This window comes from Nocardia pneumoniae NBRC 100136, from assembly GCF_000308755.1.
GTDB lineage: Bacteria > Actinomycetota > Actinomycetes > Mycobacteriales > Mycobacteriaceae > Nocardia > Nocardia pneumoniae.
This window is the reverse complement of record NZ_BAGF01000145.1, coordinates 14457-38362: the sequence shown is the minus strand read 5'-3', so window position 1 is coordinate 38362 and position 23906 is coordinate 14457. Positions and strand designations below refer to the sequence as shown.

The following is a 23906-nucleotide window of genomic DNA, read 5'->3' as shown; positions in this document are numbered from 1 at the left end:
CGGATGACCCGAAATGCGGCGACCCACGCCGAGCCGGTGCTGGTGACCGGCAGCGGCGGTCCGGCCGACCCCCAGCCATGGCGGAACGCGGTATGCCGGCTCTACGGGACTTCGAGCCCCGTTGTTCCGCTGGGCAAGATCATGCACTGGCGCGCGGTCACCGAGGCACTGGGTGTCGAGACGCCCGCCGCCGATCCCGCACTCATCGCCGGTGGTTACTTCTACCGGCCGCACACCACGGCGCCCGATGCGGCCGAGCTGGAGGCGGACATCTGGGCAGCGGTATCCGGCGGGGCGCGGTGGCTGTTGTATCCGGTAGTGCGCGGCGCCGCGGCCCTGCTGGAACGGCACGGTTTCGTCGAATTGCCATGGTTCGTGGAGGCCGAGTTCGTCACCGACGACGAGCCCGATCACCAGCTGCGGACACTGATGGGCGGAGCGAGATTCCGGGAGCTGCGGCGGATGGTGCGCCGTGCCGAAGAACAGTTCGAGTGGCACATGACCACTGGTGACCGGATCGACGATGAAATCCTCACGGCCTTCGACCGGTTACACCGGCTCAACCTGGCGAAGTACGGCCACACCCGCAATCATTTCGCCCTGCCGATCCTGCGCGATCTCACGAGATCCGCCTTGGGCGAGCGGATGTGCTTCTTCCTGCATCGGCAGCGATCCGGTGGCACACCGGTACAAGCCGTGCTGGCGATGCGCTATCCCGAGTCGAACACCGTCGAGGTCCTGGTGCAGGGTATCGACCACGCCGTCGTCCCACCGGCGCAGAACCTCTACGCCACTGCGTTGTACCGGATCTATCGGTGGGGGTGGTCTCGCGGCATCCACCGGTTCAACCTCGGGCGCGGTGCCCAGCTGGCGAAGCTGAACCTGGGGGCGAACCGATTCCATGTCGTCAGCAATCACATCGCGCCGGTCACCGGCGACCGGCACGAGGAGTTCGCCGCACTGCGCGCGGCGGCACGCGCCTCGATGAACACGGCCCTGGCGGCACTGCGCGCCGCCGCGGACCGCCGGTCTGCCCGGGATGTGGTACTACCACGAGACATCGTATGAGTGGACTCGCAACAGCCCGGCGGGTGGGCGCCGTCTGGATGGACGGCCAGCAGGTGGATCCCGCGACGGCGAGCGTGCCGGTGCTGAGCTTTGGCCTGCACAACGCGGCCTGCGTCTTCGAAGGCCTCCGAACGTATCGCGGCACACCGTTCGCGGTGTCCGCGCACGTGGACCGGTTGCACGCCTCCGCCGCGGCGATCGGCATGCCGGTGCCGTGGACGGCGGCGCAGATCGCCGCCGCGATCGAGGAAACCGTCGCTGCGGCCGGATTCGCAGACGCGTATGTCCGTCCGGTCGTCTGGCGGGGTGACGAAGTCATCGGCATCGATCCGTCCGGGACCACCGTGCACTTGGCCATCGCCGTTCTCGAATGGCCGCGGCGGTCCCCGGACGGCACACGGCCATTGCACGTCGGCTTGTCCCGGTGGACCCGCCCCGCCCCGACCATGGCTCCGGTGCAGGCGAAGACCTCCGCCAACTACCTCGTCGGGTCCCTGGCGCTGACCGAGGCCAGGCAGCACGGCTTCGACGACGCACTGCTGCTCGACCACCGCGGTTTCGTGGCCGAGGCCACCGGCGCGAATGTCTTCATCGTCCGCGACGGCGAACTCGCTACGCCAGTGGCCGACACCTTTCTCGACGGCATCACGCGGCAAACCGTGCTCCGCCTGGCCGCACAGGCCGGTATCCCGGCCCGAGTGTGTCGGCTGACGCCGGACGAGGTCGCCGCCGCCGGCGAGGTGTTCCTCACCGGGACCGCGATCGGTGTCCGGCCCGTCGCGTCGTTCCGCGACACCCAGTACGGGGCCGGCCGTCCGGTCACCCGGGCCCTGGCGGAGGCCTACTTCCGCCTGGTCGGCGGCGACCACCAGAAGGAGGCTTCATGCGCGGCATCGGGATAGTCGGCATGGGGATCTCGGCGCTGCATCTGGCGCTGCTGCTGCAGCAGCGCGGAATCCCCACGACGCTCTACGCCGACAAGACCCCCGAACAGATTCGGGACGGACGGCTGCCCAACAACGTGTGCCGGTTCGGCCGGACCAGGGCCCGCGAGCGGGAACTCGGTATAGACCATTGGAATTTCACCGATTTCGGCATGCGCTGCGCGCACGTGCGCGTGGGCGGCGACCCGCCGATCGCGTTCTGCGCACACCTCACCCACGAGGCCAGCTACGTCGACTTCCGCATCTACCTGCCGCAGCTGCTCGCGGACTATCGTGAGCGAGGCGGGCAGGTCGTCGCGGTGCCGGACGCGGATTCCGCGGTCGCCGCGCATGCGGCCGACCACGACCTGGTGGTGGTCGCCTCCGGTCGCCAGGGTGTCGACACGCTGTTCCCACGCGACGCGTCCCGCTCCGCCGACCACCCCTCGCGGTTCATCCTCGCCGGGTTCTTCACCGGTGTGGCACACACCGATCCGATGGGCATGCACTTCGAGATCGCTCCCGGCGCAGGTGAGATCTTCCAGACCCCGGTCTATGCGCTGACCGGTCGGGTCGCCGGGATCACCTTCGAGGCCCTGCCGGACGGGCCATGGGCGCAGCGTGTGCGCAACCGCTACTACGACGATCCGCACGCGTGCGCACAGGTCGTGCTCGAGCTGCTGCGTGAGTCCGATTCGGAGATCTTGGACCGCATCGATCGGCGGCGCTTCGCCCTCACCCGGCCGCTGGACTTGCTGCAGGGTTCGATCACCGGCACGGTTCGCACGCCGTGGACCCGGCTCGGGCCCGACACCTACGCGGTCGCGGTCGGCGACGCGGCTGTGCTCAATGATCCGGTCACTGGTCAGGGCGCCAACCTCGCCGTCGCCGCCGCCTGGGAACTCGGGCGGATGATCGAGGTGGGCCCGGCGTTCGACGAGCACTTCTGCCACGAATGGGAAACGCGGCTGTGGGATCTCGCTCGCGACGTCACGGAGTGGACGCAGTCCGCGCTCGGCCCACCACCGGACCATGTCATGGAGGTGTTCCGGGCGGCACAGCACAGTCAGCGCCTCGCCGACGCATTCCTCGACAATTTCGACAACCCGAAACAGATGTGGGGTTCCATGGCAACCGCACGACGAGCGGCAGAATTCATCCGCCGAGCCACCGGGAGCATCGATGCCTCCGACCCGGACAGCGCGGTCGTCGATCGGGAGCTGCGCCTGCTCGACTCCCTCCGTCGCCCCGAGGACGGCACCCTCGATGCGCTTGTTGCCGCCGACGGCGTGCTGGTCACGGCGGAAGGCTGCCACCCGAAAGAACGCTGGCACCACGCGGCGGCGCCGGTCGAGGCGACCGATCACCCGGCCGACGTCACGGTGGTGCCGATGACCGACACCGCTCAGCTGGTCACCTATCGGCACGGCACCTGGCACTGCTCCACCTTGTGGCGGCGGGAGAACGACACCTGGACGGCGGTGGTCCACCACCGGTCCCCCAGCGAGGAGATCGCATGACACTTCGCGCCTTACGGCTGCCCGCAGCTTTCCGCGGACAGATCATCGATGCCGCCCACCCAGATTACGACCGCACTCGGCGGATATGGAAGGGATTGGATCGGCGTCCCGCGCTCATCGCGGGCTGCGCCGATGTGTCCGACGTGCGACGCGTCGTCGAGTTCGCCGCAGGAGAGGGCCTCCCCCTCGCCGTGGTGGGCGCAGGGCACGACGTCGCGGCTCGGTCGATGCCCGACGATGCACTCGTCGCCTCCACCGCGGCGCTCGACCGAATCGAGCTCGATCCCGAAAATCGGCGCGTCCGAGTCGGATCTGGCGTGCGGTGGGGCGACCTGGCGGCCGCGGCCGACCGGTTCGGGCTGGCTACCACCGGTGCCTCCGTCGCGACCGTCGGTGTCGCCGGATTCGCGCTGCACGGCGGTCTCGGCTGGCTCATGCGCAGTTACGGCACGGCCTGCGACAACATCCAGTCGCTGGAGATGGTGACCGCCGACGGGCGACTGCGCACCGTCGATGCCGACACCGAGCCCGACCTGTTCTGGGCGATGCGCGGGGCCGGGTCGAACTTCGGTGCCGTCACCTCACTGACGCTGCGCTTGCATCCCGTCCGCCGGGTCGTGGCGGGCGTGAAGCTCTATCCCGCCGGCAGGGCCAGGGACGTGCTGAACGCGTATCGGGAGATCACCGCCGGTGCCGGTGATGAAATGGTCACCCACTTCTACTATTCGAGCAATCCGGACGGAAGCCACAGCACCGGCATCGGCCTGTGCTACAACGGACCGCAGGACGCCCTCGATGGCCTCCTCGCCCCGCTCGCGCCGCTCGGCGAACCGATGCACGACTCCGTACGTACGATGAGCGCTGGCGAACTGCAGGCCGTTCACGACAGCAGCACCCCGCCCGGCGCCCGATATCATTTGCGCGCACACTACTTTTCCGAGTTGAGCGATGCCGCCGCCGACGTGATCGTCGAGCGCTGCCGTTCCATCGATGCGCCGTTCACCCAGGTCTTCCTGGAACACCTCGGCGGCGCGGTCGGCCGGGTGCCGGCCGAAGCGACGTCGTTCGGCGGACGCGACGCCCGCTACTCCTTCCTCGTCGTGAACGGCTGGGACGCACCAGATGCCGATGCGGCACAGGTTGAGTGGACCCGGGCCTTCGGCGATGCGGTCGCACGGCACGCGGCACCCGGCGCGTACGTCAATTACCTCGACTACGACGAGGACCACCGGATCCCCGGGGCATACGGCGACGCCTACTCGAGGCTGCGCTCGCTGAAGCGAATTCACGATCCCGCCAACATGTTCCGATTCAACCGCAATATCCCCCCGGAGGTCGATCGATGAAACTCGATCAGAAGGTCGCCGTCGTCACCGGCGCGTCCCGCGGCATCGGGGCGGCCACGGCGGCGGAACTGGCCGCGCACGGCGCGACTGTTGTCGTGAACTACCAGGACGAACGCTTCCGGGACGAGGCGGAATCGGTAGCGTCCGCCATTACTGCCGACGGCGGGCGTGTCCACCTCGTTCGTGCCGACCTGCGGGTCGCCGAACAACGCCAGAACCTGGTGGACAGCGCGGTGCGGTTGGCCGGCCGGCTGGACATTCTGGTCAACAACGCCGCGGTCTACCGTCGCCGATCCACCGAGAACGTCGACCTCGGCCACCTCGCCGAACACTTCGACACCAATGTCAATGGCGGGATCCTCACCACCGTGGCCGCGGCGGCACAGCTGAGTGACGGCGGGCGGATCATCTACATCTCCTCCGGCCTTGCCCGTCGTATCGCCGCGACCAGCACCGCCTATGCGGCCACGAAGGCGGCCGTGGAAGCGGCGGCCCGATGCCAGGCCGCCGAGCTGGGCGCCCGTGGCATCACTGTCAACGCCGTCGCCCCGGGCATCGTCGACACTGCGCAGCTGGACGGGACACTTACTCCGCCGGAGCGCGAAGCGTTGATCGCCGTGACATCGCTCGGCCGCATCGGACAGCCGCGCGACATCGCCAAGGTCGTCGCGTTCCTCGCATCCGACGACGCCGGCTGGATCACCGGGCAGGTCATCGACGTCGACGGCGGCCTGCAGTAACGGCCGGACGCGCCGTAACCACCCACGTACACGGGTGTCGTGCTCGTGTTCCAGAATCGCAATCGCCTACCCAGGTGGTGCTCGACCGATAGTGCCCGACGAGAGAAACTCTTCGAGCCGGTCGACGAAGCCCGGTGCCGCCGGGGCTAAATGGTCCGCACCCGGTGCTACCAGCCGTTGTGCTCCGAGCGCGTCGGCGAGCCGGTCGCAGATCCGCTCCAGCCTGGGAGAGTGTCCCCCGATGCGACCAGCGCGGGTATTCCGGCCGCCCGCAAGACGGTCAAGTTCGGTCGTGCTTGCCCCGGTGGTCGAGCGTCCCAGCCGAGCCACTTCAGGATCCTCAGGAGCGAGGAAGTACAGGGGTGGTTCGATGAACGGGTATCGCTGCGTGCAAATCATCGCGCTACATGCGCACATCTCGGACCACGATGGCACCGTAATCCCTGCTGGGCGGATCCGGATAGTAGTTGGGGACGATGTGCCTCCGGTCGGGCACCAGATAGTCGTGGCCCCGGTACAACTCCAAGAACGGATCGACCAGGCAGCCACCGAGTCTGCGAAACGCGTAGTCGCGGGCGTCGATTTCGCCGAATCGGCGGCAGTAGGCGTCGTAGCCGGGGATCTTTGCTCCGGTGAGGACAAAGTCCAGCGAGTAGCGCTTGGCCAGCTCGACCGGGGTCTCCATCATCACCGCATACGCGGTGCCACCGCGTGCGGTGCGTTTCAGTGAGCCGGAAGCCAGATATATGGCGTTCGCGGTGTCCAGATCGATCTCTGGATAGTAGCCGTGCCCCGTCACGGTGTCCCAATCGCTCAGCTCGGAAATCCTGTCGGTGTCGTACCGCATGGGGAAGCCCATCAAGGTGCCGACGACTTCGTCGTTCTGCTCGAAAATCCAGAACCCTTCAGGAAACGCGCGAAGGCGAGCCGTCATCTGGTCTCGGCTTGCCCGCTGGGATTCGTCCCAGTCCTCCTCGACGACCATGATCTCGTCCAGGTCGTCGATCGTCGCCTGCCGTACCAGGATCGTCATCGTTCCTCCCAGGTCACGGGTAGCCTTTCCAGGCCGTGCACGAAAACCCCGTCCTTCCACCGTAAAGTGCTCGGATCGACCGCGAACCGCAGTCCGGGAAAGCGCTGCATCACGGTTCCGATAGCCACCGTCGCCTCGAGTCTTGCCAGCGACGCCCCGAGGCAGAAGTGCAGGCCGAGGCCGAACCCCAAGTGCCGGTTGGGCGTCCTGGTGATGTCGAATCGGTCCGGCTCGGAAAACTGCGCTTCATCATGATGTGCGGACAGCAGTGAAGCGACGACCAATTCCTCGGCCGGAATGACCGTGCCCCGGAACTCGACCTCGGTGAGCGCAAAGGCTCCGGTGCTGTTCTTGACCGGCGGACAATATCGCAGCACCTCCTCGACAGCCGGTTCGATGAGCGCTGGCGTCGCGCGAAGCCGACGCAGTTGCGCTGGATGCCGCAGCAGCGCCCACACCCCATTGCCGATGAGGTTCCCCGTCGTTTCGAAACCAGCTGCGACGAGCAGGAATACCATGCTCATCAGCTCCACCGACGACAGCCGGTCGCCGTGCGTCTCCGCGTCGATCATCGCACTGGTGAGGTCGTCGCGGGGCTGACGGCGGCGCAGCGCGAGAAATTCCTCGAGGTACGCGTGAAACTCGGTCGCCATCCGGCGCAGAGCGTCGAAGTCTCCTCCCGACGGCGGAGCGATCAGAATGCTGGTCCACTCCCGGAAGCGTTCCTGGTCTTCGACCGGAACCCCGATCAGCTCGGCCAGCACGGTGATCGGCAATCGGAACGCCAATGCGTCGAGCAGATCCACCGAGTCCTGCTGCTCGGCCAGATCCAATAGTCGTGCGGTCGCCTCGATGACGCACGGGCGCAGTTCCCGGATGCGGCGCGGAGTGAACGCCTTGCTCACCAGCCCGCGCAACCTGGTGTGTTCTGGCGGGTCGGCGTAGAGCATGTGCTTGTCCAGCCGGTCGAATTCGGTCACCCGGAAGTACTGGGAACGGGCCTGATCGGACAGTTTCCGTTTGTCTTTGCTGAAACGGTTGTCGCGGAGTAATTCGACCACGTCGGCATAGCGGGTTACGTGCCACTCGGGGGCACCCTGGTGGGGATTGAACAGGCGGACGATCGGTGCCTCGGCGCGCATCAGCGCCAGCGTCGGCAGCGGATCGACGCGCATCTGTTCGCTCCACAGATCGAACCGGTTCACTCGGGCCGCTCCAGCACCTTCCCGACCCGGAGCCAGGTCGGCCTTGCGCTGATCTGCCGCCACCACCTGGCCAGGTTCGGCCGCGCGTCGATCAGGTCCGCGCCGTTGGAGGCGACCAGATACTGCAGATAGGGCAGCCAGGTCACCTCGGCGAGGGAGAACTCCGGACCTGCGAGGAATTCCTGCCCAGCCAGGGCGGCATCCGCGACATCGAACGCTGTGGCGAGTTCAGCACGCGCGGCGGCAATAGCGTCCTGGTCCGGTGGCGGCGGCAGGAGCGGCGCGGCCGGGCTTCGGCGGATGATCTCGTATACCGGGCCGCCGCGGACAAGCTCCCACACCGGTCCGCTGACATAGCTCTGCTCGATGCTGATCCACTGCTCCATCAGCCCGCGGAGCCGGAGGTCGGCAGGCGTCAACACGGGGCCCGGCAGCCGCTGATCGAGATAGCGAATGATCGCCCGCGATTCGTACAGCAGGAACCCATCGTCTTCGAGTACCGGTATCTCGCCGAAAGGCTGGCGTTTCCGGTGTTCCGGCGACTTGTCATGTCCTTTGAGGACACTCACCTCGACCAGTTCCGCCGAGTGATCCTTCTCCGCCAGCACCATCAGTACCTTGTGCGTGCAGGCGCTGGTGGCTGTCCCGTATACCTTCATCATGAGGGGTCCTCGGTGTATTCGGCGAGCACCTTCAGCAGATACGCGGTGATCGCCCTAGGGGTCGGATGCTCGAAGGCTAGGTTCGCCGGCAGCGGGAGACCCGTTCGCGCGGCCAGTTCATGCCGCAGTTGCACGGTCATCAGCGAATCCATCCCCAGTTCCATGAACCTGCCGTCGACCGGGACCTCTGTAGGCGAAGACAACTGGAGTACGGCGGCTGTGTCCGTGCGTACGGCCCACTCGATCGCGGCCTCCTGCTCGTCGTCGGGCAGCCCGATCAGTTCATCGACCCAGTGGACCGGCTCGACGACAGCCTGTTCCGTCGGTGGTTCCGGCGTTTCGAGCCAGTAGCGCCTGCGCTGCCAGGGATAGTGCGGCAGCGCTACTATCCGGCGACGATCCGGATACAGGCCGGCGAAGTCGACCGGATACCCCGCGGTATAGAGGTGGGCGACCGCGTCGAGCAGGCTGCGCATTTCCGGGCGGTCCCGGCGCAGCGTCGGTACCGCCGCTGTGCTGTCGAGGCAGTTCGCGACATGGCCGCTCAGCACGGGGTGCGGTGCTATCTCCAGGAACACCTGCTGCCCGTCTCTGGCCGCCGCGTGCACGGCTTCGGCGAACCGGACCGGATGCCGCACGTTGTCTGCCCAGTAGCCGCCGTTCAATTCATCTCCGGTGATCCGGTCGCCGCGCACCGTGCTGTACAGGGGGCATGTGGTCCGTCCGGCCTCGACCATGCCGAGTTCTTTCGCGAGCTCGGCGGCCAGCGGCGCCATGGATGGCGAGTGGAACGCGTAACCGACTGGTAACCAACGGCAGCGAACGCCTCTGCGCTGGATCGGGTCGAGCACGGTGTCCAGCTCGTCCACCGGGCCGGACAGCACGACGGAGCCGCCGTCGTTGATCGCCGCCACCACGACCGACGTATCCGGTGTGGCCAGTATGCTCGCCATCTCATCCTGGCTGAGCGCAACCGCGACCATCGCTCCCGAGTCGTCTGCCCGCGCCATGATGCGGCCCCTGGCCACGACGATCCTGATGGCTTCCGCCAGGCTCAGCGCACCCGCGACGTGCGCGGCGGCGATCTCGCCGACACTGTGCCCGATGACTGCGTCCGGTCTGATGCCCCATGACGAGAGCAGTGCCGAGAGCGCGATCTGACAGGCGAACAGCGCGGGCTGAGCGATCTCCGTGTGGTGCAACCTCGACCGAGCGTGTGGCGCCGCGAGTTCGGCGAGCAGTGAGAACGATGCGTGCCGTGCGATCAGCTCATCGCATTCGGTGAGCGCGGCGCGGAAGACAGGCTCACTGGCCTGTAGCTGTCGTCCCATACCGATCCACTGAGCACCCTGCCCGGAGAAGACATAGGTCAGCGTGGGCGGTGCCGCGGCTACCGCCGCGGCGGCACCGTGCCGTGCGAAAATGCGTAGCTTCTCGGCCAGTTCGGTACCGGACGCACCGACCACCGCGGTCCGCCAATCATGATGGTCGCGCCGGGCCCCTGCGGTGTAGGCGATGTCGTGCGGATCATCCTCCTGCTCCAGGATTGCCGCGTACGCCGTGGCCAGCTCGGTCAGTGCCGCCGGACTTCGCGCCGACAGCGGGAGCAGCACCGGTCCGGCGCGCGGCGGCACCTGCTCGACCGCGGGTGCTTCGGCAACCACGACATGAGCGTTGGTACCGCTCATGCCGAACGAGCTGACGCCAGCGACCCGCGGCTGCTTGCCGCCGGGCCAGGCCAGCGTCGTCTTCGGGATCACGAATGGTGTTCCGGTCAGGGAGATCCGCGGATTCAGGGTGCTGAAGTGAAGGTTGCGGGGAATTTCCGCGTTCTGCACAACCAGCACCGTCTTGATCAGTCCCGCGATGCCGGCGGCGGCCTCGAGATGCCCGAGGTTGGTCTTGACCGCGCCGAGCACACAATCCCCGCTGCCCGGGTCCACCTCACCGAAAACCTCTGTCAGAGCCTCGATCTCGACGGGATCCCCGAGAGCCGTGCCGGTGCCGTGGGTCTCCACGTATCCGATCTCACCGGGGTTTACCCGTGCATCGGCGAACGCCTGACGCAGCATGTCCCGCTGCGCCAGAGGATTCGGCGCGGTCAACCCGGCTGAGCGACCGTCGGAGTTCACCGCCGAACCGCGCAGTACGGCCAATACCCGGTCACCGTCGGCCAGCGCGTCGGAGAGCTTCTTCAACACTACGATCCCGCAGCCCTCGCCCCGGACGAACCCGTTGGCACGCGCGTCGAATGTGCGGCACCGGCCATCGGGGGACAGCGCTTGCAGATCGGCGATCATGTCGGTCGAGGACTCGTCGAGAACCAGGTTCACCCCGCCTGCCAGCGCTAGCGAGCTCTCCCCTCGCCGCAAACTCTGCATCGCAAGGTGCACCGCGACCAGCGACGAGGAGCACGCGGTGTCCACCACGAGACTCGGCCCGCGCAGACCGAGCAGGTACGACAACCGGCCCGCGCCGAAACAGTGGGCCGTTCCGGTACCCGTGTACCCGCGCATGGCGCCGGATCGGGCACTGAGTAGCAGGTAGTCATTGCTGCTCATTCCGAAGAACACGCCGGTTCGGCTGCCGACCAGCCGCTCGGTCACCACTCCTGCGTCTTCCAGCGCCTCCCATGCGACCTCGAGCAGTAGCCGGTGCTGCGGATCCAGCGCGGCGGCCTCGCCGGGCGAGATCCCGAAGAACGCGGCGTCGAAACCGTCCACTTCGGACAGGAACGCAGCTGTTCTCGCGGCATCCCGGGTGATACGGGCGGGTCGCTCGGTCAACGCGTCGACACCGTCGCAGAGCAGTCTCCAGAACGATTCCGGGTCGTCGGCGCCGCCCGGGAATCGGCAGCCCATGCCGATCACCGCGACAGGTTCGGTTTGCTGCCGCGTCAGTCGCGCGACCTCCGCCTCCAGCTTGCGCAGCGCGGCAGCGGCTTTGACCAAGCGCGCGCGGTAGCGTTCCTCGTCGGCGTCGTTCACGTCAGCTCCCCGCGGTCGAGCCGGTCGAAGGAATCGTCGATCTGCGTCAGCAGGTCGTCCATGTCCAGATCGCCGAGATCATCGAGTTCCTCGGTGGCCGCCCGCGGCTCGGCAATGCCGAGGGCGCCGAGCAACTGTTCGGTCAGCGCGAGCACCGTCGGTGCGCCGTACAGCAGCGTCGCGGACAGCCGCACGCCCAGCGCCGCCTCCAGCCGGTTCCGCAGTTCGAGCGCCATCAGGGAGTCGACCCCCATGGTGGTCAGCGGCGCCTTCCGGTTGATGAGCCCGGCGTCGAGATGCAGGATCTGGCCGAGCTGCTCGGTCACGACGGCGTCGATCAAGCTCGGGCGCTCGGCAGGGGTCGCCGCACGCAGCCGGTCCGCGAACCACGGAGCAGATCGTCCTCCCCCACTCCCCCGGTCGTCACCCAGTTCGGCGAACAGCGACGCACTGGCCAACGACGGGTAGAACGACAGCCACTGTCGCAGATCGAGATTCGCCGCCGCGACCTGGCTGGTGCGGCCGCCCAGCAGCCGACCGAGGATGTCCATACCTTGTTCGGGGGTGATGGTGCCGACCCCCCGATGCGCGAGTCGCTGCCCTTCCGCCCCTCGGCCTGCCATGATGCCGTCCTGCGAGTACAGCCCCCAATCCACGCACAATGCCGTTCGGCCACGGCATTCCCGATGCCGCGCGAGCGCGCCGAGAAATGCGTTCGCGGCCGCGTAGGCGGCCTGTCCCGGTGAGCCGAGGAGGGCGGCGGCCGAGGAGTACATGACGAAGAAGTCCAACTCCCGGTCGCCGGTCAGTTCATGCAGGTGCCACGCGCCGAGCACCTTGGGTGCCAGGACCCGGTCGTACCGCTCGGCATCCAGTTCCAGAATGGTTCGATCGTCCAAAACCATGGCGGCGTGCACCACTCCGCGCAGCGGCGGCATCCGGTCGTCGATGTCGGCGAGCATCCTGGCGACATCCGGACGCCGTGCGACATCCGCACGCACGACCATGACCTCGACGCCATCATTTCTGAGCTCGGTGATCCGGTCCTCCGCATCCGGGCCCGGATCGTGCCGTCCGGCCAGCACCAGGTGCCGGGCCCCACGCGCTACCAGCCAGCGTGCCAAGCGGAGACCGAGCCCACCCAGCCCACCGCTGATCAGGTAGGTGCCCCCGGTCAGGGCTGGCACGTCGTCTCCGGCATCGAGGCGGGTCCGGACCAGCCTCGCCATGCTCCGCCCGTCCTCGCGTAACGCGACCTCGTCTTCGCCATCTGCTCCGACCAGTTCAGGGAGGAGTTCTCTCGCGCAACGAGGTGGCGCCCAACCGGAATCGAGGTCGACCCGGGTGCACTCCAGTTCGGGATGCTCGACACTCAATGTCCGCGCCAATCCCCACAGTGGTGCCTGGGACACCGCGACCGGTTCGCGGCCTACTTGCTGCGCCCCCTTGGTGATCAGCCAGAGCCGGGGATGGTCCCGCAGGCGGAGACGGGCGAGCGCGCGGACCAGCCGCACGGTGGATAGACCGGTGGTGCGCAGATCGGCGGTCAGTGTGTCGGCGGTGGCGTGTTCGGTACCGGTGGTGTCCAGGCTCCACAGGTGCACCACCCCGACGCGGCCCGCTTCGCCCTGGGTGACGTCGGCGAGCAGCGTGCTCCATGCGTCGTCGTCGGTGACGTCGATGTCGTCCTTGCCGACCACAACGCACGTCTGTCCGCGCTCTTCGAGCATGGTGGCCAGCGCCTTGCCGACACCGGTGGAATCGGTCAGTACCAGCCAGGTTCCGGCAATTCCCGCACTCGGCTCCGGTACCGTGAGCCGTTCCCCAGCTCGCCAAGCCACCCGATACAGCCAGTCCCGGTACGGGTCCGGTTCGGCAGCTCTGGCCACCATCAGCCCCTCGACCTCGATCAGCACGGCGCCGTCTTCGTCGAGTACCAGCAGATCTCCGCAGTCCGCGCTGGACCGTGCGCGCGCGTGTACCCAGACGCGTCCGCCGAGTGGCCGATGCGCTCGAAACCGCTCGATCCGCACCGGAATGACGCCGCCGGTCGGCACCTGATCGAGCAGCACGCCGCCGAGCACTTGAAAGCAGGCGTCCAGCAGCGCCGGGTGACAGACATAGCCCGATGAGGGCCCTGGCAGCTCGACCAAGGCGACACCCTCGCCGTCACCGATCCAGATCCGATGGACACCGCGAAAAGCCGGGCCGTAGCCGACCGCTCGCCTGGCATACCGTTCGTAGTGCTCGGCCGTGGTGATCTCGGTGCGGCACCGGTCCCGCACCGACAAAGGTGGCTCCGCCATGGGTGGCCCGCCGTCGCCGTGACCGATCGTCCCGTGCGCGCACAGCGCCCACGGTTCGGCCGTTGTCGCCCGGGCGTATACCTGGAAACCGTCGGAGTTCTCGATGAATTGGACCTGGCCGGAACCATCCTCCCCGAGGATCGCCATCCGGTCGAATACGAGGCCCTCCAGCACCGATGATCGTCCGCAGGCACCGAGCGCCATCTCCACATAGCCCGACGCCGGAAACACGACCGCACCCGCCACGGTATGGTCGGCCAGATACGGCAGATCCAGCTCGCGTTCCCAGATTCGACTACCCGGCGAGTTCGCCGGGCTGACCGGTGCACCGAGCAACGGATGCCCGTCCTGCGCGCGCCGGGCGGAAGCTCTGTCCACCCAGTACCGCTGGCGCCGCCACGGGTAAGCAGGCAGCTGCACGCAGCGCCCGCCGCTCGGGTGCAGCGTGGGCCAGTCCACGTCGCAGCCCCGGACATACAGCGCCGCAAGCGATTCCGAGAATACCGCGCGCTCATCGTGGTCGCGCCGCCCGGACGGCACAACCGTGCCTCCGTCCTCCTCTATCGAGGGCAGCAGGATCGGGTGCGGACTCAGCTCGACGAATACCGTGGGCCCCGACGCCAAGCAGTCACGAACCGCGTCCGAGAACAGCACGGGTTCACGAAGGTTGCGTACCCAGTAGTCGGCATCCAGCTCCGTCCCGTCGCAGACCTTCCCGAGCACGGTGGACCGCATCGGCACGGTGGTGGCCGCCGGTGTCAGCGCACCGAGCCGCTGTCTCAGCTCATCGCTGATGGCGTCGACTTGCGGGCTGTGCGCGGCAACCTCCACCTCGACCCGGCGGCAGAACACGCCCGCACCGGTCAGCTGGGTCACGACTTCGTCCACCGCGTCCGGCTCACCGGAGAGCACGGTCGAGCGTGCACTGTTGCTCGCCCCGATCGAGACCCGATCGGCGAATCCGGACAACACCGCGCGCGCCTGCCCTAGCGGCAGCTCGACCAGCGCCATCGCACCGCGCCCGGCCAGTGTGCGGAGCAACCGGCTGCGGCGACAGATGATCCGCGCCGCGTCGGCCAGCGTCAGTGCGCCGGCCACATGGGCGGCGGCCACCTCGCCCATGCTGTGCCCGATGACCTCGTCGGGCTCGATGCCCTTCGACCGCCACAGTGCCGCCAAGGCGACCTCCATCGCGAACAGCACCGGCTGCACGATGTCGATCCGGTTCAACCGAGACCTGGACGGGTCGGCGGTCAGCTCGGCGATCACAGACCATTCGGCCTCATTTCGGATCGCCTCGTCGCACGCCTCGACGGCCGCGCGGAATGCCGGCTCACCGGCGAACAGCCCGCGTCCCATGCCGAGCCACTGCGAGCCCTGTCCGGGAAAAACGAACACCACCCGTGGCCGTTGGTCCGGCGCGGTGCCCGACACCAGCCGCGGCCGACCGTCCCCCGGAACCACCAGTGCGGCGCGGTGCTCGTGATGGTGTCTACGGACCGCCGCGGTGTAGGCGATATCGGCGACCTCGGCCTGCCGCTCGGTCACCATGGTGCGGAACGCGGCGACCAGATCGGTCAGCGCGCCTGCATCGCGCGCGGAGATCGGCACCAGCGCCGGTCCTGCTTCGAGCGTGGCGGCGGGAAGCTCGGTGCGCTCCGGTGGTTCGGCGACGATGACGTGCGCGTTGGTACCGCTGATACCGAACGCGCTGACGCCGGCCATTCGCGTCGCCCCCTCCCGTTTCGGCCAGGCGACCGGGCCTTTCGGCAGTACCAGCGCGGTCCCGGTGAGGTCGATCCTCGGGTTGACGGTACGCAGGTGCAGGTTCCGCGGAATTCGCTCCCATCGCAGCGCGAGCACTGCCTTGATGAGTCCGATCACCCCGGCGGCTGCCTCGAGGTGACCGATGTTGGTCTTCACCGCACCGAGAACGCAGCGCGAACCGTCGTCCCGCGGCCTGCCGTACACGTCGATGAGCGCGTCCACCTCGATCGGATCGCCGAGCGGCGTTCCGGTGCCGTGGGTCTCGACGTAACCGATCTCGGCCGCGTCGGCGCGCGCGCTGCGCAACGCCTGCCGGAGCAATTCCTTCTGCGCGGACACGTTCGGCGCGGTCAGCCCGGCCGAGCGCCCGTCGGAGTTCACCGCGGAACCACGGATCACGGCGAGCACCGGATCACCGTCTGCCACCGCGTCGGAAAGCCGTCTGAGGACCAGCACCCCGCACCCCTCGCCCCGGACGTAGCCGTTGGCCAACGCGTCGAAAGTCTTGCATCGCCCGTCCTCGGACAATGCGCGGGAACTGGCCAGCATGTCGGTCATGTCGCTGGCCAGCATCAGGTTGACCCCGCCGGCGAGCGCCATCGTGCTCTCGCCCGATCGCAGGCTCTGAACCGCTAGATGCACGGCGACCAGCGACGACGAGCACGCCGTATCCACCACCATGCTCGGGCCCTGCAGCCCCAGCACGTAGGACAGCCGTCCAGCGGGGAACGAGTGACCGTTGCCGGTGACGGTGTAGATGTCGCGATGTGCGACGCTGAGCCGGTCGTAGTCGGTGACCACGACACCGGCGAACACACCTGTCCTGGAACCGGCGAGCCGGTCGGGTAGAGCGTGCCCGGCCCGTTCCAGCGCCTCCCAGGACACTTCCAGCAGGAGGCGCTGCTGGGGGTCCATCGCCGCGGCCTCGCGAGGCGATATGCCGAAGAAGGCCGGGTCGAATTGGTCCACGTCGGACAGAAAGCCGCCCCACCGGGCTGCGGTGCCACCGTCCACGCCTGCCCACCGGTCCGGGGGCACCTCGCTGATCGCGTCTACGCCGTCGTCGAGCAGCCGCCAGAACTCATCGGGGCCGATGCCGCCGCCGGGCACCCGGCACCCCATGCCGATGATGGCGATCGGCTCGGTCTTTGCCAGCAGTTCCCGGTCCAACCGTGCCTGCAGGGTCCGGATAGCCGTCAGAGCGCGCTTCACCGACAACGTCTGCTCAGTCATCGCACCATTCCCCTTCGACGAGTTCGATGCTGTCCAGGAGCATGGCCTCGGCCTCCGCGTCGGAGAGCGAATCGATGTCCGCTGCCACGGACGGCACTTCGTCCGGGTCCGGTTGCCGATCCGGAGTTTCGGCGGACGCGAGTTCGTCCGCGATGAACTCGGCCAGCGCGGCGATGGTGGAGTAGGTGAACAGCAGCGCGACGGACAACCGGATGCCCAGCGTGGATTCCAGCCGGTTACGCAGCTCCACGGCCATGATCGATCCCATCCCCATGCTTTGGAATGTCGACTTCCGATGCAGGTTTGCTGGGTCGCGTTGCAGCGTCAGGGAAAGCTGTTCCGTGAGGTGTTCTTCGATCAGCGCGGTTCGTTCTGGTCCGGTGCTCATGGCTAGCCTGGCGGCGAACGCTGTCGGGATATTCGGCGCACCGGATTCGATCTCATCGAACAGGGGCGTTCCCGCCGCACTGGGAAACAACTCGAACCAGTGCCGAAGGTTCAGCCTCGTGACTACGAGCCGCCCGGGGCCCTGGCATACGCCGCGGTCCAATGCCCTGGCCAGCCCGGCAGAGGACGCATCGGTGATGCCGAGTGCCGCTGTGTCGGCGCGCGCGAGGTGCAGGCTCAGTGCCTGCAGGCCGAGGGTACGGCGGTGCTGGGCAATCGCATCCAGCCGCGCGCTGTCCAGCGCGTCACCTGGACGACCGAACACCGAGGCGACCGATGAGCAGAGTACGAAGAGGTCGAGCCCGCGGTCGAGTGTGTGCTGATGCCACCGCCATGCGCTGTCGCCGTGTCCGGCGTGGATGAGCCCGCGCAATGGGCCCGCGGCGGCCTCGATCTCGGCAGTCAGTCTCGTCAACTCGTGATCGTCGCCAGCGCACGGATCGATGGTCAGCACCTTCACCCCCGGAAGGCTGATCGCCCCGGCGGCGCCGGTCCCGCCCGCGATCACGACGTTCCGGGCGCCGCGGTCGGCCAACCACCCGGCGAACGAGGCCGCGATCTCGGCGTCCTCGCAAACGATCAGATACGCCCCCTCCGCATGCAACGCCACGACTCGCTCACCATTGTCCGGCACGCGGACCAGCCTGGCGACGAGTCGTCTGCCGGGACGCAGGGCGATGTCGGTCTCGCGACCATCGCTGAGCAATTCCGACACGAGCGTGGCCGCTTCCTCGGGGCCGGGCCGTGCGGCGAGGTCCACCCGCGTGACGGACAGCGCCGGATGGTCGAGCCCGAGCGTCCTGCCGAGTCCCCACACGGGCGCTTGGTCGACGCTGATCTGCGCATTGTCCTCACCGACTGCCTGTGCGCCACGGGTAACCAGCCACAGCCGTGGCTGATCGCGCCATCCCATACCGGCCAGCGCCTCGACCAGTTCCCGCGCGGTCGCGCTGTCGAGACTTCCGATATGCACGACCCCGGCAGGCGCCGGTCCAGCCAGAAGTGCCCGCAGGGAACCATTTGCGGTCAAGTCCGCTATTCGCGCAGTCACCAGCTCGCAGTGAACGTCTCGAGCCCGTAGCTCGTCGGCGAGCTCTGCGCCGACGCGGTCCTGGCCCGCGATCACGACCCACGACCCCACTCGTTCGCGCAGCGGTGCTGGGTCTGCGCGTTCGCGCCATTCCACGGTGTACAGGCAATCCGCATCCGGATCGGCGTCGGTGGGCGGCAGCGACCGAAGGCGCACGCTCTCGGCTTCCACCAGTACCCGGCCGTCGTCGTCGAGCAGGTAGAGGTCGCCGCCCGGGCCCGCTGATCGGCCGTGCACCCATACCGGCCCCGTCACTGTCCGATACACCCGCAACCGACCGATCCCGGTCACGACGTAGCTGCCGGTCGGCCCGTTGCACAACGCGATCAGCGTCTGCAGAGCGCTGTCGAGCACCGCGGGATGGAGGCGGTAATCGGCGCCCTGCCAGTGGTCGGGATCCTGCGGCACGAGCTTGGCCAGCACTTCGTCCTGCCCCAGCCACAGCTCCGAGACCCCCCGAAGGCGCTCTCCGATATCCAGTCCCGCCCTGGCCAGCGCACCATAATGGTCTGTCCCGTCCCAGTGCGTGGTGCAGCGCTTCGGGATCGCGGCCGGTTTCTCGCGCACTTCCGGCTGACCGGTATCCGGACCAACAGTGGCCAGCACGTGGCGTACCCAGTCCGAGCCACGATGGCTGAACACCTGGAAGAGCTCATCCCGAGTGTTGATCACCGCCTGCGTCTCGGGCACCGCTGCCTCGGTCACTTCCAGCATTCGCTCGAACACCAGGCGAGTGACGGCAATGTCCGTGGTGCCGTACGCTTCGGCGGCCGAAGCCAATGCCATCTCGGCGAACGTGGCGGCCGAGAACACGACATTCCCCCGCACGGTGAGGTCGGTGAGATACGGCAGCCGCGCCGGGTCCAACGCGCGTTGCCAGTACCGGGTCCCGTGCTCGACAGCCGAGACCAGACCGGGGCCGAGCAGCGGATGGCCCTCGGCGGTCCGGGAGAGCACGCTGGTCCGGTCGGCCGCGAGCCAGTACCGCTTTCGCTGCCATGGGTACGCGGGCAGCGCAACAACCCGGCCGGTATCGAGAAAACGATCGAAGTCCAGCTCGCACCCGCCGGCGTACAGTGCGCCCGCCGCGCGGCGCAGCGCGGACCGCTCGTCCTCGCCCCGCCGCAGCGAACCGATGGCGTGACCATCGACCCGGCGGGCCGCGAGACATCGCTGGATGTTCTCCAGCAGCACCGGATGCGGCCCGATCTCCAGGAAAACCCGGTGGCCGTCGGAGATCGCGGCGTGCATCGCGTCCGCGAACCGCACGGTCTGTCGGACGTTTCGGCCCCAGTAGTCCGAATCGAATCGCCGATCGCCGACGAGTTCGCCGGAAACTGTGCTGTAGCAGGGCAACCGGCTCGACTCCGGAACAAGCGTGCCGAGCACTTGGGACAATTGCTGCCCGGCCGAATCCATCCCCACGCTATGAAACGCGTAACCGACCCGGAGTTCACGACAAGCGACCCGGTTGCGGCGCAGCCGTCCGAGCAAGTCCGCCAGTGCGGAGACGCCGCCGGAGACGACGGTCGAATACGGATCGTTGATCGCTGCTATCGCCAGGTCTCCCTGGTACTCGCTCAGCATGTGGCGCAACCGTTCGGCAGGCAGTTCCACCGAAGCCATCCCGCCCGCTCCGGTCGCCGCTGCCGCCTGCATCAACCGGCTCCGGTGATACACCACCTCGACCGATTCGGCGAGGGACAGTGCCCCCGCCAGATACGCCGCGGTGACTTCGCCGACGCTGTGGCCGATCACTGCGTCCGGTTCGATTCCCCATGACTGCCACAGCCGTGCGAGGCCTACTTGGATCGCGAACAGTGCCGGTTGCGCGACCGCGGTCTCATCGAGGCGACTGCGTGCCGCCGGCGCGGTCAGCTCGGCGGTCAGCGACCATCGGGTCAGCGGCTGTAACCGCTTCTCGCATTCCTCGATTGCGGCACGGAACACCGGTTCGGTGCGCAGCAGATCGCGGCCCATCCCGGCCCACTGCGAACCCTGGCCCGAGCATACGAACACGATCCGAGGCCGCTCGCCATACTCGACGCTGCCCATCCATGCGTTGCCGGGCATGCCGCCTTCGGCCGTGGCACGCAGCGAATCGGCCAGTTCCCTCGACGAGGAACCGGTTACCGCGAGCCGGTGTTCGTGATGATCGCGCCGCACGGCGGCGGTGTAACACAGGTCGCTCAGGGCGACGTCGTCGCTGTCGAGTACCCGTGCCATCGCGGTCGCCGACTCCAGTAGGGAGTGGCGAGACCGGGCGGAGAGCACCAGCAACTCCGTACGCCCGTGATCCGGCGTCGTCGGCCGGGCGGCACCCCGCGTGTACAGCGCACCCAACGAATCAACCAACGTCGAGCAGTCGCGATCACCCCGGCGCAGTGTCGGCAACGCCGCGCCGCCGTGCTGCTCCACTACCGACGTGAGGATCGGATGCGGGTCGACATCGATGAAAATGCGGGATCCGGCGGCGAGCAGGCACTCCATCGTGCTGTCGAATCGCCACGGTTCGCGCTCGGTGCGCACCCAGTGCTCGGCATCGAGCCGGGTGCCGTCCATCCGTTCCCCGGTGACCGAGGAATAGAACGGTATTCGTGTCTCGCCGGGCCGCAGATCGGAGAGCGCGGCCCGCAGATCGGACAGCACCGGGTCCACATAGGGACTGTGTGAGGCATAGTCGACCCTGATAGATGCCGTTGCGACCGCTCGCGCGGCGAGTTCGCCCCGAATCGCCTCGATTTGCGCTCGGTCACCGGAGATCACCGTGCGTCCCGGGCTGGCGCTGCCCGCGACCCATACCTCAGCACCGTGCCGAGACAGCAGCTCGTTTGTGTCGTCGGCGGACAGGTCGAGCACGGCCATGCCGCCGCGGCCGGACAGCGTTGCCGTCAACGCGCTGCGCCGACAGATGATCAGCGCGGCGTCGTCGAGGCCGATCGCACCGGCGACGTGTGCCGCGGCGACCTCACCCATGCTCATTCCGGCGACGGCGTCCGGCTCGACTCCCCATGACCGCCACAGCTCGGCCAGTGCCACCTGCATCGCGAAAATCGCTGGCTGGGCCAGCTCGGTGCGTTCGATCCAGCTCTCGTCGGCCGAGGTCAGCAGTCTGGTCAGAGACCAGTCGACGCCGTGCCCGTGCAGCGCGGTCTCGCACCGGATGATCGCCGATCGGAACGCCGGCTCCCGCAGCAACCACGCACCCATCCGAGGCCATTGCGAGCCCTGCCCGCCGAACAGAAACGTGATCGTCGGCCGGTCGCCTTCCACTTTCCCGGTGCTGGCCCCGGTTCCGGCGTAGCCGCCGAGGAATTTCGCCACTCCCGACACGACATCGTCGTAGGTGCGAACGGACAGTGCGAGCCGGTACGGGCCGTCTGCCTTCGCAGCGGCCGAGGCACACAACCGAGCGATCGACGACCGGTCCCCGGTGCTCACCAGTTCCCGCGCCGCCGCCCGAAGGCCCTCTTCGCTGGCCGCGGCAAGCGGCAGCAGATGAACCCGGGCGCCGCCGCCGCTCTCGAGGACCACATGGCAGTTCGTGCCGCCGAAACCGAACGCACTCACGCCGGCGACGAGGCGGCCTCCCGCATCACTTCGCCACTGCTCCGGCCGTGCAGGCACCCGCAAACCCCATTCCGCGAAGGGGATAAGCGGGTTGGCTTGCTCGAACTGGCCGCACGGCGGCAGGGTGCGATGCCGCATCGCCAGCAGCACTTTGATGAGCCCGGCGATCCCGGCCGCCGGTTCGAGGTGCCCGATCGCGCTCTTGACCGAACCGATCGGCAGCAGCCGGTCGGACGAGCGGCCCGCGCCGAGCACCGTGCCGAGAGCACTCGCCTCGATCGGGTCGCCGAGCGCCGTTCCGGTCCCGTGGGCCTCGACGTACCCGACATCGGCGGGCGCGACCCCAGCTCGGCGATAAGCACTGCGCAGCAACGATTCCTGGGCCAGCAAGCTCGGCGCGGTCAGGCCGTTGGTGAACCCGTCGTGGTTCACCGCGCTGCCTACGAGCACGCCATGAATCGGATCACCATCGATGAGTGCCCGGTCGAGCGGCTTCAGCACGATCATCCCGGCACCCTCCCCGCGGCCGTATCCATCGGCGCGCGCGTCGAACGCCTTGGACCGCCCGTCCGGTGCCAGTGCGCCGAGTCGCGACAACGCGTGCACCGTGTCGTGCGCCAGCATCAGGCTCACGCCACCCGCGAGCGCGATATCACACTCACCCGCCCGCAGGCTCTGCGCCGCAAGATGCACGGCGACCAGTGACGACGAGCAAGCGGTGTTCACCAGTAGGCTGGGCCCGCGGGCACCGAGCGTGTAGGACAACCGGGCGGGAATAATGCTCGGATCGCCTCCGGCCAACGTGTGCTCGGTGACCAGGTCCGGGTCGGCGCGAATTCCCGCCCCGTACTCACTCCACATCGCACCGACGAACGCTCCGGTTCGGCTTTCGCGGAGACTGCCGGGCGGAATGCCCGCGTCATCGAGAGCTTCCTGCATCAATTCGAGCATCAGCCGTTGCTGCGGGTCGACGTGCGGAGCCTCGCGGGGAGAGATGCCGAAGAACTCCGGATCGAACTCGTCGATCCGGTCGAGGAATCCGCCGCGCGCCGGACCGCCTCCGGCCCAGCGGCCGTCCGGCGGTTCGGTGAGCGCGTCCGCACCCGTGCTGAGCAATCGCCAGAATGCCGCCGCGTCGGGAGCACCGGGGAACCGGCAGGCAAGGCCGACGATCGCGATCGGCTGCTGCTCCGGCGATTCGTGGTGGTCCGTCGGCTCCGGCCGGGCCCCGGTGAGCCAGGCTGCCAATGCGACCGGTGTCGGATACGCCCACAGCAGAGTCGGCGACACCGGTTGGCCGCCTAACTCACTCAACTCGCTGGCGAGCGTCGTCAATGTGAGTGAATCGAGCCCGTAGCGGGTGAACGGCTCGCGTCCGTCGATCGCGGCGGGCTCGAGTCCGCTCAACGCGGCGGTTCTGGCAATGAGCCAGTCCCGCACCTCCTCCATCGACCGGGACCGCATGGGCCGGGGACACCTCCAACACGCAACCAACCTCATCGCCGCGTGTCTCGATGCCCTCCCTCCGCCAGCACGCTCGAATCAGACGGATCGTATCCCGCCCAACTCACCGTGTACAGACCGCAAGGTCTGGAAAATCGGGCGTCCGAGGCGATCTCTTTCGTCATAGGCGCCAGCCCATCGAAGACCTCGGATGGTGCGGTCCGGTCAAGATCCAGCAATCACGTACGCGCACTGGAGCATTGGCGATCCAGACGGCCGCAGGGGCCAGGTGTAGGGAATCTCGTAGTAGCCGAATGTCATTCGCAGTCCCGAGCGGCTCGCAGCTCGACCGACGCAGCCGCGCCGCCCGCAACTCATCGGCGACCGCCAGTACAGCACCCACGATCACCATCACCTGTCCCGCCGGATCGCGATCACGAGCGATGGGATCACCAACGGCCTCCGCACCGGCCGTGTCACCGTTTCCACGGCACGAGGCGGTTCCCCGTGCCGCCTAGGCGGGCGCGGGCACGCCGCCGACCTCCGCATGGCCTCGATGGTTACCT

At 68.0% G+C, this 23906-nt stretch carries 11 protein-coding genes; 5 read left to right on the top strand and 6 right to left on the bottom strand.

From position 1 onward, the window contains the following. Positions 1-3 precede the first annotated feature (3 nt). Genes ON34_RS29235 through ON34_RS29215 form a run of 5 tightly spaced genes read left to right on the top strand, consistent with a single transcriptional unit; the run spans position 4 to position 5597 of the window. Positions 4-1068, top strand: a complete 1065-nt coding sequence (locus ON34_RS29235) for a GNAT family N-acetyltransferase (protein WP_040785709.1) — start codon at positions 4-6, stop codon at positions 1066-1068. Further along, on the top strand, positions 1065-1970 hold the full coding sequence (locus ON34_RS29230) for an aminotransferase class IV (RefSeq protein WP_040785707.1): 906 nt from the start codon (positions 1065-1067) through the stop codon (positions 1968-1970). The genes ON34_RS29235 and ON34_RS29230 overlap by 4 nt, the downstream gene beginning before the upstream one ends. Then, on the top strand, positions 1952-3511 hold the full coding sequence (locus ON34_RS36920) for a styrene monooxygenase/indole monooxygenase family protein (RefSeq protein WP_051023291.1): 1560 nt from the start codon (positions 1952-1954) through the stop codon (positions 3509-3511). The genes ON34_RS29230 and ON34_RS36920 overlap by 19 nt, the downstream gene beginning before the upstream one ends. Continuing rightward, on the top strand, positions 3508-4857 hold the full coding sequence (locus ON34_RS36445; RefSeq protein WP_169333910.1) for an FAD-binding oxidoreductase: 1350 nt from the start codon (positions 3508-3510) through the stop codon (positions 4855-4857). Before ON34_RS36920 ends, ON34_RS36445 begins: the two co-directional genes overlap by 4 nt. After that, complete coding sequence (locus ON34_RS29215; protein ID WP_040785705.1) at positions 4854-5597, top strand: SDR family NAD(P)-dependent oxidoreductase; 744 nt, start codon at positions 4854-4856, stop codon at positions 5595-5597. The genes ON34_RS36445 and ON34_RS29215 overlap by 4 nt, the downstream gene beginning before the upstream one ends. Positions 5598-6000: 403 nt before the next feature. On the opposite strand, the gene ON34_RS29210 is transcribed toward ON34_RS29215, so the two are convergent. Genes ON34_RS29210 through ON34_RS33900 form a run of 6 tightly spaced genes read right to left on the bottom strand, consistent with a single transcriptional unit; the run spans position 6001 to position 23361 of the window. After that, positions 6001-6630, bottom strand: a complete 630-nt coding sequence (locus tag ON34_RS29210) for a hypothetical protein (protein WP_040785702.1) — start codon at positions 6628-6630, stop codon at positions 6001-6003. Continuing rightward, positions 6627-7835, bottom strand: coding sequence for a cytochrome P450 family protein (locus ON34_RS29205; protein ID WP_040785700.1), 1209 nt, complete (start codon positions 7833-7835; stop codon positions 6627-6629). The genes ON34_RS29210 and ON34_RS29205 overlap by 4 nt, the downstream gene beginning before the upstream one ends. After that, positions 7832-8497: a glutathione S-transferase family protein gene (locus ON34_RS29200; RefSeq protein ID WP_218003948.1), complete on the bottom strand. Its 666-nt coding sequence runs from the start codon at positions 8495-8497 to the stop codon at positions 7832-7834. The genes ON34_RS29205 and ON34_RS29200 overlap by 4 nt, the downstream gene beginning before the upstream one ends. Next, positions 8494-11484: a type I polyketide synthase gene (locus tag ON34_RS29195; RefSeq protein ID WP_051023290.1), complete on the bottom strand. Its 2991-nt coding sequence runs from the start codon at positions 11482-11484 to the stop codon at positions 8494-8496. The genes ON34_RS29200 and ON34_RS29195 overlap by 4 nt, the downstream gene beginning before the upstream one ends. Next, positions 11481-16790, bottom strand: coding sequence for a type I polyketide synthase (locus ON34_RS29190; protein ID WP_040785698.1), 5310 nt, complete (start codon positions 16788-16790; stop codon positions 11481-11483). Before ON34_RS29190 ends, ON34_RS29195 begins: the two co-directional genes overlap by 4 nt. Further along, positions 16783-23361, bottom strand: a complete 6579-nt coding sequence (locus tag ON34_RS33900; protein WP_051023289.1) for a type I polyketide synthase — start codon at positions 23359-23361, stop codon at positions 16783-16785. Before ON34_RS33900 ends, ON34_RS29190 begins: the two co-directional genes overlap by 8 nt. Positions 23362-23906: the final 545 nt, after the last annotated feature.